The 13,667-nt window shown below is 44.3% G+C and carries 12 protein-coding genes, 4 tRNA genes and 1 pseudogene; 2 read left to right on the forward strand and 15 right to left on the reverse strand.

The window, feature by feature from the left end; translation table 11 throughout:
* Positions 1-145: 145 nt before the first annotated feature.
* On the forward strand, positions 146-1,528 hold the full coding sequence (gene rocR, locus UJ203_RS17065; protein WP_322012678.1) for an arginine utilization regulatory protein RocR: 1,383 nt from the start codon (positions 146-148) through the stop codon (positions 1,526-1,528).
* Positions 1,529-1,620: 92 nt separating this feature from the next.
* On the opposite strand, the pseudogene UJ203_RS20940 reads toward rocR, so the two are convergent.
* The 14 genes and pseudogenes from UJ203_RS20940 to dnaB all read right to left on the reverse strand — a co-directional run.
* Positions 1,621-1,733, reverse strand: a pseudogene (locus UJ203_RS20940) (hypothetical protein); the annotation flags it as partial.
* 19 nt (positions 1,734-1,752) lie between these two features.
* The gene (gene htrC, locus UJ203_RS17070; protein WP_105991102.1) at positions 1,753-2,952 is read right to left on the reverse strand and encodes a serine protease HtrC; all 1,200 of its coding nucleotides are present in this window, start codon (positions 2,950-2,952) and stop codon (positions 1,753-1,755) included.
* A gap of 81 nt (positions 2,953-3,033) precedes the next feature.
* Positions 3,034-3,828: an MBL fold metallo-hydrolase gene (locus tag UJ203_RS17075; RefSeq protein WP_024123515.1), complete on the reverse strand. Its 795-nt coding sequence runs from the start codon at positions 3,826-3,828 to the stop codon at positions 3,034-3,036.
* 14 nt (positions 3,829-3,842) lie between these two features.
* Complete coding sequence (locus tag UJ203_RS17080; RefSeq protein WP_024123516.1) at positions 3,843-4,688, reverse strand: two-component system regulatory protein YycI; 846 nt, start codon at positions 4,686-4,688, stop codon at positions 3,843-3,845.
* Positions 4,675-6,042 carry a two-component system activity regulator YycH gene (gene yycH, locus UJ203_RS17085; RefSeq protein WP_322012682.1) on the reverse strand — a complete coding sequence of 456 codons (1,368 nt, stop codon included), beginning with the start codon at positions 6,040-6,042 and terminating at the stop codon, positions 4,675-4,677. The genes UJ203_RS17080 and yycH overlap by 14 nt, the downstream gene beginning before the upstream one ends.
* The gene (gene walK / locus UJ203_RS17090; protein WP_044160205.1) at positions 6,032-7,867 is read right to left on the reverse strand and encodes a cell wall metabolism sensor histidine kinase WalK; all 1,836 of its coding nucleotides are present in this window, start codon (positions 7,865-7,867) and stop codon (positions 6,032-6,034) included. The genes yycH and walK overlap by 11 nt, the downstream gene beginning before the upstream one ends.
* A gap of 6 nt (positions 7,868-7,873) precedes the next feature.
* Complete coding sequence (gene walR, locus UJ203_RS17095; protein ID WP_010332599.1) at positions 7,874-8,581, reverse strand: cell wall metabolism DNA-binding response regulator WalR; 708 nt, start codon at positions 8,579-8,581, stop codon at positions 7,874-7,876.
* Positions 8,582-8,964: 383 nt separating this feature from the next.
* Positions 8,965-9,037, reverse strand: a tRNA-Phe gene (locus UJ203_RS17100).
* Between the two features lie 35 nt (positions 9,038-9,072).
* Positions 9,073-9,149: transfer RNA gene (locus tag UJ203_RS17105), tRNA-Asp, on the reverse strand.
* An 82-nt stretch (positions 9,150-9,231) separates the two neighbouring features.
* A tRNA-Glu gene (locus UJ203_RS17110) sits at positions 9,232-9,303 on the reverse strand.
* A gap of 10 nt (positions 9,304-9,313) precedes the next feature.
* A tRNA-Lys gene (locus UJ203_RS17115) sits at positions 9,314-9,389 on the reverse strand.
* A 222-nt stretch (positions 9,390-9,611) separates the two neighbouring features.
* A complete protein-coding gene (gene purA / locus UJ203_RS17120) occupies positions 9,612-10,904 on the reverse strand; it encodes an adenylosuccinate synthase (protein WP_256766555.1) in 1,293 nt (430 codons plus the stop codon).
* 206 nt (positions 10,905-11,110) lie between these two features.
* On the reverse strand, positions 11,111-11,530 hold the full coding sequence (locus tag UJ203_RS17125; protein ID WP_248337722.1) for a VOC family protein: 420 nt from the start codon (positions 11,528-11,530) through the stop codon (positions 11,111-11,113).
* Between the two features lie 118 nt (positions 11,531-11,648).
* Positions 11,649-13,013: a replicative DNA helicase gene (gene dnaB / locus UJ203_RS17130; protein ID WP_024123520.1), complete on the reverse strand. Its 1,365-nt coding sequence runs from the start codon at positions 13,011-13,013 to the stop codon at positions 11,649-11,651.
* Between the two features lie 170 nt (positions 13,014-13,183).
* Between dnaB and UJ203_RS17135 the strand changes: the two genes are divergently transcribed.
* Positions 13,184-13,384: a DUF2188 domain-containing protein gene (locus UJ203_RS17135; RefSeq protein ID WP_044160214.1), complete on the forward strand. Its 201-nt coding sequence runs from the start codon at positions 13,184-13,186 to the stop codon at positions 13,382-13,384.
* Between the two features lie 51 nt (positions 13,385-13,435).
* Here the strand turns inward: UJ203_RS17135 and UJ203_RS17140 are convergent, their stop codons facing one another.
* Positions 13,436-13,639: a hypothetical protein gene (locus tag UJ203_RS17140; protein ID WP_059335329.1), complete on the reverse strand. Its 204-nt coding sequence runs from the start codon at positions 13,637-13,639 to the stop codon at positions 13,436-13,438.
* Between the last annotated feature and the right edge of the window lie 28 nt (positions 13,640-13,667).

The following is a 13,667-nucleotide window of genomic DNA, read 5'->3' on the forward strand; positions in this document are numbered from 1 at the left end:
TTCTACAGTATTCGAGGGAAGGGTGCAAAAATATTCAGATATTTCGCGCGAAATTTTCATAAAGTGCAAAATTCTTTTGCATATCCTCTCTATTCTTTTATAAAATAGAAGCAATATTAAGAAAATAAATGAGGGAGGTTTATACTTGGTGAAAGACAGCGAATTCCTCACAGTAGTGTTTCAGAGCATTTTGGATGAAATTGATGTCGGCCTGCACGTCGTGGACGAGCATGGAAACACGATTGTTTATAACAACAAAATGATGCAAATTGAAGATATGGAGAAGCAGGACGTCTTAAATAAAAACCTGATGGATGTATTTATGTTTTCGAAGCAGCAGGACAGCACACTTGTGCAAGCCCTCCAGGAAGGCAAAACGATCAAAAATGTAAAGCAGAGCTATTTCAACAATAAAGGCCAGGAAATCACGACAATCAATCATACATATCCGATCGTCCAAGACGGCAACATCAAAGGGGCTGTCGAAATTGCCAAGGACGTGACAAAGCTGGAACGCCTGATCAGAGAGAATATGCATAAAAAAGGAAACGCGACTTACACATTTGACAGCATTCTCGGCACCAGTCCGGCGATTCAGGATGTCATCGAAAACGCCAAGCGGGCGACCCGCACGTCTTCATCGGTTCTTCTCGCAGGTGAAACCGGGACGGGAAAAGAACTGTTCGCACAAAGTATCCATAACGGCAGCGACCGATCAAGCGGCCCGTTTATTTCTCAAAACTGTGCGGCTTTGCCTGACAGCCTGGTGGAAAGCATCCTGTTCGGTACGAAAAAAGGCGCGTTTACAGGTGCCGTTGACCAGCCTGGCCTGTTTGAGCAAGCCCATGGCGGCACACTTCTGTTAGATGAAATCAACTCACTGAATTTGAGCTTGCAGGCAAAATTGCTGCGCGCCCTGCAAGAACGGAAAATCAGACGCATTGGTTCGACCAAGGATACACCGATTGACGTGCGCATTATCGCCACGATGAACGAAGACCCGATTGATGCCATTGCGGGAGAACGAATGCGCAAGGACTTGTATTACAGGCTGAGCGTCGTGACACTGATCATCCCGCCGCTTCGGGAACGCAAAGAGGACATTTTGCTTCTCGCGTCAGAGTTCATCCAGAAAAACAACCACCTGTTTCAAATGAATGTCGAACATATCAGTGAAGATGTGAAGCAATTTTTCTTATCCTACGATTGGCCGGGAAATATTCGCGAGCTTGAGCATATGATCGAGGGCGCGATGAATTTCATGACAGATGAACAAACGATTACGGCCAACCATCTGCCATATCAATACCGCATGAAAATCAAGCCGGCAGACATCTCGAAGCCGGAACCCGCAGGGCATCAGCCCGCCGCTGATTTGAAAGAAAAAATGGAGAGCTTTGAAAAATATGTGATCGAAAACATCCTTAGAAAACACGGCCATAACATTTCAAAAACCGCTCAGGAGCTCGGCATCAGCAGACAAAGCCTGCAATACCGGCTGAAGAAGTTTTCTCTGCACGCAAAATAAACCTATGTACATCATTAAAATAACAACCAGTAATCATACAGAACAAACCATTAAAATAAACGCTGAAAATGGAAAGCTGACAAGCCCTTACACGCTGTTTCACGTGTAACATCCATCTTGTATTTTCTTCATATTCGATCTTTTTTTTGAAATGGAACGGGCGTGATCCCGTTCCGTTTTTTTGCATAAAAAAACAGCCTGGCATCAGTGCCAGACTGCTTGTATTAACTTCCTAACTGATCTGCGGAGGACAGCTTCACTTCAACGGATTTTTCTTTTCCGCCGCGGTAAAACGTCACCTTCACCCGATCACCGACTCTTTTCTGATAAAGCCGCTTCCGAAGATCCACAATATCATTTATTTTTTGCCCGTCAAATTCAGTGATGACATCCAGCTCCTTGAGTCCCGCTTTTCCGGCAGGTGATAAGGCATCTACACCCATTATCACAGCTCCGTTGGTCACATGTTTAGGAAGCTTCAGCGTTTCGTCCCAATGGTAGCTTGCGATATCATTTAACGATTTCATTTCAATACCAAGGAACGGACGTTTCACTTTGCCGTATTTCTCTATATCCTCTATCACCGGGATCACAAGCTTAGATGGAATGGACAGGCCAATCCCTTCAACCGCTGACTCCGCGATTTTCATTGAATTGATGCCAATGACTTTTCCGTCCATATTCAACAAAGCTCCGCCGCTGTTCCCCGGGTTAATGGCTGCATCGGTTTGCAGCACCTCTGCATTCCAGTCAGGCTGACCGTCATCATTGGAATCAACCGGAATCGCCCTCTCTGTTCCCGATATGACGCCCTGTGTGACAGAGCCTGCAAATTCAAGGCCTAACGGATTGCCGATCGCAATTACCGGTTCCCCAGATTTTACTTTATCTGAATTGCCAAAATCAGCGACAGCTTTGATTTTATCGCTTTTCACCCGCAAAACGGCAAGATCCATCAGCTGGTCGCTGCCGACAAGCTCAGCAGACACACGCGAACCGTCTTTTAAACTGATTTCAATTTGGGAAGCGCCCTCGATCACATGATGGTTGGTCACGACATAAGCAGAGTGGTCATTTTTCTTATAGATGACGCCTGAGCCGCTCCCAGCCTCACCGCTTTCTCCCCAAATATCTGTTTTTTGAATGTTTACGACACCGACAACAGCCGGCGACACATTGCTGACAATCTGAGTGACAGCGTTGTTCACACTGACATTCACTGTTCGAATTGATTCCCGGCCGTTGGTCTGCTGCTGATCCGCCTCGCCCGTATCAAACCCCTCATTTGAAAGGTACGGCATAATAAACGCCATCAATACAGCGCCGACAATCACCCCAATCAGGCTTGAAAGAAAATAACCTTTTTTGCTTCTCTTCGGCTGTTCAGGAGTATTATGTTCTTCCTCACGCTCGTAATCCACCATATTCCATCCTTTCAGAGAACGTTGATATGGTTATATTGTGGATTAGAAACTCCTATAATAGTCATGTTACACAAGAAAAAATTATACAGCGCAAAGCGGAGTAGCCTTTTTCGGATCGGTATCAAACAAATCAAATGTTTCGCCTGTCACAAATCCTTTAGAAGCCAATGTCTGCTGGACCGACATTCTGGCCAGCTCTTTCATATTGTTGTCCTGACTCAAATGAGCGAGGTAGATACGAGACGTCTCGTCGCCGATGACATCCGTCATCGCCAACGCAGCATCTTCATTTGAAACGTGCCCGACGTCACTTAAAATCCGCCGCTTAATGCTCCAAGGGTATCTTCCCATTTGCAGCATGCCGACATCATGATTGCTTTCAAAAACGAACACATTCGCCGAGCGGATAATGCCCTTCATCCGGTCGCTGACATACCCTGTATCTGTCATTAACGCGAGCTTGCGCCCATTACAATGAAACACATAAAACATGGGCTCTGCCGCATCATGAGAGACGCCAAACGATTCTACATCAAGTCCGCCAAACGACTTCACCGTCTCCATCGGAAACTCAAACTTTTGATCGGTATCAATTTTGCCGATCTGGTTCTCCATCGCCTTCCACGTCTTCTCGTTCGCATAGATCGGAAGCTTGTACTTTCTGGCGATAACGCCGAGGCCTTTAATATGGTCACTATGCTCATGCGTCACAAAAATGCCGTCCACATCATCCAGCTTACGTCCGATTTGCGCCATTAATCCATCCATGGCTTTCCCGCTCAAACCGGCGTCCACTAAAAACGCGTGATCCTCTGTTTCCAGGTAAAACGCATTTCCCGTACTCCCGCTCGCAAGAACGCTAAATTGCAAGCTCATTTCAGTTCACTCCATTATTTTGATTGATCTGTATCTAAAATCGTACTCTCCAAAGCATTCACAGTAAAATACTCTTGCACTTTCTTTTTCTCGCCGTTCACTTTTTTATCATACTCCACCGTAACTCTCCATACCGGAGCCAGCACCTGCGTGCTTGTCAGCGGATATTGCGCCACATAGCCGAATTTCACACTCTTTATGGTGCAGTATTCTTTTAATTGATTTTGATAGTACAATAATTCAACCGCATCAAGCTCAGTAATTAAGTTTTCCTTCTGAATCTGTTTAAAGGTTTCAAGCGTCGACTGCTCGTATGACACAACCTCGTTTTTATCGTTTAAGTGCAAAATTACTTGTCCGATCATATTAGAGGAGTTGTCAGTCTTCTGATAAATGTAATGGCCTTCATACGTTTGGAAGTAAATGATTTCTTTTTTAGATTTATCCACCTTCCAAAGCTTATATTTTTCACCATCTTGAATTTTAGAAGACACAAGCGCCTGTGCATCGTCCTCTATGTTTTTCTTTGAAAGGGCTATCGGGCTCGTAAACTTCATCTTTAGGTTCGTTACTTTATGATCATCACTAGGCATATCCATCATAGGCTTTTGATCCTTGAGTGATTCAATATCATCCTTCGTGAAGACTTTTTGATTCGCTGTGATCCGATAGCCTTCTATCGCTTCTTTATCCAGACCTTCATACGTGATATGGTCTGCCTTCATGTCATGCTCTACATCATTTTTAATGACTTCATATTCTTTACTATTAGATCGCTTCTCAAAAAACTGATAGCCTAAGAAAATATCTAAAATGAGGAAGGCAACGATGAAGATTGTTTTTGTCTTATTCCACTCCATTGTCTGCCCCCTCCTTCGTCAATAATTCCTTCGTAATCGGCACCATTTTTCCGTTTATTTTCATAGTCCAAACCGGTTCAAGCTCAACAAGAGGATCATCGTTGGTTGATGTTGAAATCATCTGATACGCAGGGAAAATCTGATCAATTTTGTCCGTATCATACGCCGTTTGTTTGGACAGAAGGGCCCTCACTTCCCTGCCGCTCATCAGCTGTGTCTCACTTGTTTTAATCGGATTCGTTCCAAGACTGTAGTTCGGCCGTTTATAGCTGAGAATATCGTCATTGGCCCATTGGACGGTGATTGCCGAAGTTCCGCCAAACGGTTTAGACATGCTGTTAATGACCGGGAGCTGATCCATAAAGATATAGAAGCTCAGCTGCTGGCTGTCGTTGATATTAAAAAATTGATAGTGATCCGTCCAGCTTCCTGTATCCTCTAGGTACTTCTGGCTCTTTTTGATTAATTCACCTGTTTGATACGAAGTGCTCTGCACTAAATTACGCTGCTGGAATTGAACCTGCCGCTGGGTCAGGCTGACATCTAAACGGCTGATGCCGTCCGTCAGTACATTTCTGTTATTATAATTCGAATCTTCTCTTACAATGCTCGGATCGCTGAACAGCGCTTGTTTAAAAGTGTTTGTTTTAATTGATTCCGTAACAAATTCCTTTTTATCCATCGTAAGCGATTTGTTCGGAAGCAAAAACTCTTTCTTTGTGCCGATCGAGAACAAGCTGTACGCAGGCATATTTGATTCTTTGTTTTTTAAATCGTTCATGATATTCCGGTAGTTTGCTGATTCAACCGTCACTTCCAGAATAAGCTGCTTGCTGTAAGATACCAAATAAATCTTCTTATTCGTTTTTGTTTCATCGAATGGGATCATAATATGATCAAACGAGCTGTATTCAAACGATTGATTGGACCATTTAAACAGCGTTTGAATAATATCAATAGGTATCGTGTCACTGAATTGCAGATCAAGCTTGGCAGCAGAACCGCCTCTTCCATAAAACCAGCTCTTAAATCCGGCCTTATCATATTGATCCGATATATCTTTAATGCCTTTTACATCCCAATGTGGCAAATCTGACCAGACTTCATCATAAAGCGTTTCATCATCGACCTTATAATGAGCACCGTCATCATGAATAAACATTTCCCGCGGTTTTACCGTTTCAGACAGCTTTTGGGTATTTTTTTCAATTTTATGCTTCTCACGCACCGTAGACTCTGCTGATGACGAGTCTTCAGAAAAATTAGGCTGAAATGTCCATATGCTCCATGTAAAAACAAGACTGATGACGACGAGTACCGTAAGTAATATTGTTTTTATATTTTCACGCTTCATCCCAATCATCCTCTTGTTCCTCTTTATATGGAAGAGTAAAAGTTATCGTTGTGCCTTTTCCTTCTACACTGTCTGCCCAAATATCTCCGCCGTGTGCCTGAACCATTTCCCTGGCAATAGCAAGCCCCAGACCGGTCCCGCCGAGCTTTCTCGTTCTCGCTTTATCAACCCTGTAGAAGCGGTCAAAGACTTTTTCGACATCCTTTTTCGGAATCCCGATCCCTTCATCCTTAACGCTGATATAGAGAAGTTCTTCCTCTTCATTTACGTCAATCGAGAAGGTGACATGTCCGCCTTCAGGTGAGTATTTTAAAGCGTTGGAAATAATATTATCGAGCACCTGCGTAATTTTATCCTGGTCAATCTCCACATACAGGTTTCTGTCCGGCAGATTGCGGATAAATTCCACATGCTGTTCCTTCGTCATTTCAAAACGATCAATGATGAGCGACATAAATCGGACGATTTGAATCCACTCACGATTAAATTGATAATCCTTGCTGTCAAACTTAGAAAGCTGAAGCAAATCGTTTACAAGCCGAATCATCCGCTCTGTTTCATTCTGTGTCACCATTAAGAAACGCGGTGCAATGTCCTTATTTTCCCACGCGCCTTCAGCTAACGCCTCTAAATAACTGCGCATGGTCGTAAGCGGCGTCCGCAGCTCGTGTGATACATTCGCTACAAACTCTCTGCGCTCCTGGTCAATTTTCTCCTGCTCGGTTACATCGTAAATGACAGCAATTAAACCGTCGATTTTGCCATGCTCCCTTTGAATCACGGAGAAATTGACACGAAGCACTGTCAATTCATCGTCGCGCTCAATTTCGAGCAGCATAGAGTCCTGCTGTTCGACTAAATCTTCAAAAGTATAATTCTCTTGAATCCCCAGCAAGCTTGTAATCGGCATTTCTAAGGCTGTTTCACGTGAAACGTTCAGCAGCTCCAGCGCCGGGCTGTTCAAGAGAATAATCGCGCCGTTTCGGTTTGTGGCAATAACGCCATCCGTCATATAGGCAATAACAGAGGAAAGCTTTCTGCGTTCACCCTCTGTCATTGCCTGAGCATCTTCAAGCTCTCTCGTTAAGTGATTAAACGTTGTGGCGAGCTGTCCAATTTCATCATGTCCGTACTTTCTAACCTTCCTGGAGAAATTCCCTTTCGCAAGCTCCATTGCCTGCTTCCTCATATCTGAAAGCGGGTGGGTAATGGTTCTGGCCAGAAAAATACCGAGGAGGGCTGTCAAAACGAGGGCCAAACCAGTGCCGGAGGCCAGTATCGTGTTGATGGTCTTCATTTGGCCAAAGACATCTTCCATGCTCGCTACTACATAAATCGCTCCGACAACCTCTTGGTTTTCAGTCGTAACGGGCTTTGCGGAAATGAGGACTCTTATTTTGCTTTTCGGGTCATAATATTTTCTAGAATAAGACTGTTTAGTAGAAAAAATTCTTTTAAAAATGAGATCCGTCGTTTGTTTCCCTGCAACTTCTTCTCCATATGGCCTTGAAGAGCCAACCACTTCATAGCTTTTATCAACAAAACTAATTTCCCGAATCTCATCACTCTTCGTGAAGTCATTCAAAATACGGCTGACATCATCCTTAATGACGGTGCTGTCATTATCACTCTTATATTCCTGCTCAATATAATAAGAAAGGTTGTCGATTCGCTGATTAAGCGATTGTTCATAAGAGGTAATCAGCGACTTCTCTACCTGATTGACAAAATACACACCAATGACTTGCATCGCGATGATAATCAAAAGCACATAAATCAAGGTAATCTTAAATTGGATCGACCGAAAAAAACCAACCTTATTCATTGGGCATTAGTCCTGTTCTGGGTTTCTCAAGTAATAACCGACGCCGCGGCGTGTGACAATCCAATTTGGATGGCTCGGGTTGTCCTCAATTTTTTCACGAAGGCGGCGCACTGTTACGTCAACCGTTCTGACATCCCCAAAGTAATCGTAGCCCCATACTGTTTGCAGCAAGTGCTCTCGAGTCATGACTTGTCCGATGTGTTTTGCCAGGTAATGCAGCAACTCGAACTCACGATGGGTTAATTCGATCGTTTCATCCCGTTTTGACACTACATACGCGTCAGGGAAGATGACGAGGGAGCCGATATGAATATCGTTGGAAGATGATTCTTCCTCCGCTGGCGCTGTTGTCAGCTGGCGGCGCAAGTTCGCTTTCACACGGGCTAAAAGCTCTCGTGTGCTGAATGGTTTCGTAACATAGTCATCCGCGCCGATTTCAAGCCCGATGACCTTATCAATTTCTGAATCCTTAGCCGTCAGCATAATGATAGGCATATCGTATTTCTTTCTGACTTCACGGCATACTTCAACGCCGTCTTTATTCGGAAGCATAATATCTAAAAGAATTAAATCAGGCTGAAGCTCTTCCACCATTTCAACGGCTTCATTTCCGTCATAGGCGCAATGCACTTCATAGCCCTCTTTTCTTAAGTTAAATTCTAATATATCTGCAATCGGTTTTTCATCATCTACTACAAGGATCTTTTTATCCATCATTTTTGATTTCCTCCTGCCGAATGGTCTTCATTTCATCTATATCACATTCGTTACATCACTTATGGCCCAAATAGAACAATGGGTCCTTGTCTATTATAACGGTTTAAGGTCAAAAGATAAAAAAAATAAAGGTTTAGAAAAAAACACATTTTTCACCTTCATCCACCAGTTGTCTATCTTTTGTCATGTTTTTCAACTTTTCTTAAAAAAGATAATTTAAATGAAACCTCCCCTCACCTGCGTGCGTCTTTTCATTGACGTCTTCTTCTTTGAACCGGCCGCAGGGCCGGTTCTCCCTTTTTCTTCCATTATAACACTCCGCATGTTTATCCTTTTTATAAAGAAAAAACGCACCTACGATTGCAGATGCGTTTGGTAAGTGGCTCGGGACGGAATCGAACCGCCGACACACGGATTTTCAGTCCGTTGCTCTACCAACTGAGCTACCGAGCCAAATGATTTATTTTTCTCTACTAAGTAAAGTAAAATGGCGGTCCGGACGGGACTCGAACCCGCGACCTCCTGCGTGACAGGCAGGCATTCTAACCAACTGAACTACCGGACCTTACAGTAATTTGTCTGGAGAGTTGTCGTGTCAACTCTCGCAGACAAATAAGGAATTTAGCAATAACGCTAAAGTAAATCAATGACCCGTACGGGATTCGAACCCGTGTTACCGCCGTGAAAGGGCGGTGTCTTAACCGCTTGACCAACGGGCCTTCACAAAAATGGTGAGCCATGAAGGACTCGAACCTTCGACCCTCTGATTAAAAGTCAGATGCTCTACCAACTGAGCTAATGGCTCTTAAGATGCCGGATTTTTCATAGAGCAAACGACTTGGATCAAGTTCTCATCTTGTACTCTATTGAAGCAGTTTCCGTAACAACGAGATTTATAATATCACGAACAAATAGAAGTGGCAATAACTTTTTTGGTTTTTTTTCATATTTTTTTCTCAGACCAACTTATCTGCAGTTTTCAAACAAAAAACAAGCCCCTGAAAACAGGGGCTTGCGGGTATTCTGCTTAGTTCGCACGGTACACGCTGCGAAGGACATTTGTCTGTGAACGGTCTGGACCGACAGAGAAAATAGAAAGTGGAATGCCTGTCAGCTGAGACACACGCTCAAGATAGTGGCGCGCGTTTTCCGGAAGCTCGCTAAGGCTCTTCGCACCTGTGATATCCTCAGTCCAGCCTGGCATTTCTTCATAAACCGGTTCACATTCTGCAAGTGCTTTAAGGCTTGCAGGGAACTCTTCGATGACTTCTCCTTTGTAACGGTAAGCCACACAAATTTTCAGTGTTTCAATACCTGTTAACACATCAATTGAGTTCAATGAAAGATCTGTGATTCCGCTGACACGGCGGGCGTGGCGGACAACGACACTGTCAAACCAGCCGACACGGCGCGGGCGGCCTGTTGTTGTTCCGTATTCACGTCCGACTTCACGGATTTGATCGCCGATTTCGTCTTTCAGCTCAGTCGGGAAAGGACCATCGCCGACACGGGTCGTATAGGCTTTTGAGACACCGACTACGTGCTGGATTTTTGTCGGGCCGACACCTGAACCGATGGTGACACCGCCGGCAACCGGGTTAGATGACGTAACAAACGGGTATGTTCCTTGATCGATATCAAGCATAACCCCTTGTGCGCCTTCAAATAACACGCGGCGTCCTTCATCTAGCGCATCATTTAAAACAACGGATGTATCGCAGACATATTTCTTAATCTGCTGTCCGTATTCATAATACTCATCTAAGATATCTTCTATTTTAAATCCTTCTGTCTCGTACATTTTCTCAAGCAGACGGTTTTTTTCTTCAAGATTGCGTTCGAGTTTCTCCGCAAACGCGTCACGATCCAAAAGATCCGCGATACGAATGCCGATACGGGCTGCTTTATCCATATAAGCAGGGCCGATTCCTTTTTTCGTTGTGCCGATCTTGTTTGCTCCTTTTCGCTCTTCTTCCACTTCATCCAACTTCAAATGATACGGCAGAATCACGTGAGCTCTGTTGCTGATTCTCAGGTTATCTGTACTGACGTTGCGCTCATGAAGATACGCAAGCTCTGTGACTAATGCTTTTGGATCTACAACCATTCCGTTTCCGATCACACACGTCTTATCTTTATAGAAAATTCCAGACGGGATTAAGTGAAGCTTGTATGTGACTCCGTCAAACTTGATTGTGTGCCCTGCGTTATTTCCGCCTTGATAACGGGCGATCACTTCTGCATTTTCTGACAGGAAATCTGTGATTTTGCCTTTCCCTTCATCGCCCCATTGCGTACCTACTACAACTACTGAAGACATGTCCGTGCACCTCCGTTAACCTTTCAAAAACGATTCTATTCAAACAAATCAAGTTTATCAGTGAAGAAACAGAAAGTCAATTGTAAATCCGAACATTAAATTCTTGTAAATCCAAATTTGTTCGCTTTAATTGACTTTAGAAGCGTTTTCTTAAAGATTTGCCTTGAAAAGTTCATGAAACTTTTATCCTTTAGCAGAAGAAAGAATCACTTGCCTGAAATCCCTTTTGTGTTCATGAACACGATCCGCCAGCCGTCTGGATCCTCTATCGTCACCCCTCCATGACTCCAGTACGGGTTCTCAGGTTCAGCCTCCTGGTAGCCCATGCTTTTTAATTTTGCAGTGATGGCTTTGATTTCTTCTTCGCTCGGCACATAAAAGACGAGCAGGCTGTCTGGGTGGGGAACGGGGGCTGTTCTTTCCTCTTCATGCTGGGTGAATTCCAAGTGGTAATCGGTATGCGGGAGGCCAAACATGACTCCGTCAAACCCATTATGCTGATGAAATTCACCAATTCGTTTTAAGCCCAGCCCTTCTTCATAAAAGCGAATGATCTGATCAAGCCGGCCCGTCGGTCTTGCTATCCGAATTTGTGCGGCATGAAATTGTGAAAAACGATGTCTCATTGTTACCCTCTCCTTTTTGTCTCATTTTATTAAAACGCTTTCATTTTTACATCCGCTAAGTGGCTGGTTCCTCTTCAGTCTTTTGGATGAAAAAACCCCAAGAAGAAGCTCTTGGGGTTTACGCGCCAGGCGGAACACCTGCGTCATCAAAACGCCGTTCCAGGTTGACGAATTTATTGTATTCTTTTACGAACGCAAGAGACACGGTTCCTACCGGGCCATTACGCTGTTTGGCAATAATGATTTCGATAATGTTTTTGTTCTCAGATTCTTTGTCATAGTAGTCATCACGATAAAGGAACGCGACAATATCCGCATCCTGCTCGATACTTCCTGATTCACGGATGTCAGACATCATCGGACGTTTGTCCTGACGCTGCTCAACGCCACGTGAAAGCTGAGAAAGCGCGATAACAGGGACTTGAAGCTCCCTGGCGATCGATTTCAGTTCACGGGAAATTTCTGATACTTCCTGCTGACGGTTATCCTTTGAACGTCCGCTTCCCTGGATCAATTGCAAGTAATCGATCAAAATCATGCCAAGACCGCTTTCCTGCTTCAAACGGCGGCATTTGGCGCGGATTTCACTGACACGGATACCGGGTGTATCATCGATATAAATCCCGCTGTTAGACAGGCTTCCCATCGCCATCGTCAGCTTGCCCCAATCTTCTTCTGTCAGATTTCCTGTACGAAGGTTTTGGGCATTGATATTTCCCTCGGCACAAAGCATACGCATAACGAGCTGCTCGGCACCCATCTCAAGACTGAAAATGGCTACACTCTCGTCGGTCTTCGTCGCTACGTTTTGTGCGATATTCAAGGCAAAGGCCGTTTTCCCTACTGACGGACGGGCAGCCACAATAATTAAGTCATTGCGCTGGAATCCGGCAGTCATCCGATCAAGCTCAGAAAATCCTGTCGGAATCCCGGTAATATCGCCTTTTCGATTGTGAAGCTGTTCGATGTTGTCATACGTCTGAACAAGGACATCCTTGATATTTTGGAAGGCGCTTGTATTTTTACGCTGCGCCACTTCCATAATCGTTTTTTCCGCTTCACTGAGTAAATCTTCGACCTCGTCCTCGCGGGTATATCCGTCCTGAGCGATGGTTGTCGCTGTTCTGATTAACCGGCGAAGAATTGATTTTTCCTCCACGATCTTTGCGTAATATTCTATGTTAGCCGCTGTCGGCACCGAGTTTGCGATATCAGTCAGATACGATATGCCTCCCACTTCTTCCAGCAGGTCCGTGTTGGCAAGCTCTGACGTTACCGTAACTAAATCAACCGGTTCACCGCGGTCTCCGAGCACCAGCATCGCATTATAAATTTTTTGGTGGGACATTCTATAGAAATCATCTGGAATCAATACCTCTGAAGCCAGTGTTAAAGCAGACGGCTGTAAAAAAATAGCGCCTAACACGGCTTGTTCGGCTTCTATATTTTGCGGCGGCAGCCGATCATTCAGAAGGTCTGTCATGCTAAGCACCGTCCTCTCATTAAAAAATCTCCAAACTCCATTTTACCATTTATCCAGAAAAAAAATAGAAAAATTCTTTGTTTCCCATTTTTTTCAGTCAGCAGATTGGATAGTTTCGGACAGTGCCAGGCTGGGAAAAAAATTGATAAATCTTGAGGGAGGAATGAATGATGCTGAAAAAATACGCCGTAACACCCAACGTCGATGCGGACGGCTGGTTTATCAAAGTGGAGAATGTGGCGCCTACAGCTTTATACACCTCAAAAGACGCCGCTATTGAAAAAGCGAAGCAGGTAGCCAAAGAGAACAGCCCGGCAAAGCTTGTGATTTATGACCAGCATAAAAATGTGGAAGATGAATTCTCTTTCTAACAAACTGAAAGCCTTCGCTGCCGCGGGGCTTTTTTTAGCGGGTGCGACACGCTATTCCATCCATTTGAATCCAATACGCATCATGAGATCCGCCGCCTTTTGATACAGTTCCCACTCTTCAAAGGAAGCAAATTTCCCCATCAGCTCCTGAAGCTTATGCCGCAATGCAATATATTCTTCCAATGTGACAGCTTTCTCTGTGTCTATCTGATGCTCATACAGCATTTGTTTTAATAATGATAACGGTTTGTTCATGATGAACCCTCCTTATCTCTTTTATAAG

The sequence above is a fragment of the Bacillus sp. V26 genome (assembly GCF_034296245.1).
Lineage (GTDB): Bacteria > Bacillota > Bacilli > Bacillales > Bacillaceae > Bacillus > Bacillus halotolerans.

Coding starts and splice junctions, on each gene's coding strand:
- htrC (WP_105991102.1), bottom strand. CDS start 2,952: ATGGTGGATTACGAGCGTGAGGAAGAACATAATACTCCTGAACAGCCG.
- UJ203_RS17075 (WP_024123515.1), bottom strand. CDS start 3,828: ATGAGCTTGCAATTTAGCGTTCTTGCGAGCGGGAGTACGGGAAATGCG.
- UJ203_RS17080 (WP_024123516.1), bottom strand. CDS start 4,688: ATGGAGTGGAATAAGACAAAAACAATCTTCATCGTTGCCTTCCTCATT.
- yycH (WP_322012682.1), bottom strand. CDS start 6,042: ATGAAGCGTGAAAATATAAAAACAATATTACTTACGGTACTCGTCGTC.
- walK (WP_044160205.1), bottom strand. CDS start 7,867: ATGAATAAGGTTGGTTTTTTTCGGTCGATCCAATTTAAGATTACCTTG.
- walR (WP_010332599.1), bottom strand. CDS start 8,581: ATGGATAAAAAGATCCTTGTAGTAGATGATGAAAAACCGATTGCAGAT.
- purA (WP_256766555.1), bottom strand. CDS start 10,904: ATGTCTTCAGTAGTTGTAGTAGGTACGCAATGGGGCGATGAAGGGAAA.
- UJ203_RS17125 (WP_248337722.1), bottom strand. CDS start 11,530: ATGAGACATCGTTTTTCACAATTTCATGCCGCACAAATTCGGATAGCA.
- dnaB (WP_024123520.1), bottom strand. CDS start 13,013: ATGACAGACCTTCTGAATGATCGGCTGCCGCCGCAAAATATAGAAGCC.
- UJ203_RS17135 (WP_044160214.1), top strand. CDS start 13,184: ATGCTGAAAAAATACGCCGTAACACCCAACGTCGATGCGGACGGCTGG.
- UJ203_RS17140 (WP_059335329.1), bottom strand. CDS start 13,639: ATGAACAAACCGTTATCATTATTAAAACAAATGCTGTATGAGCATCAG.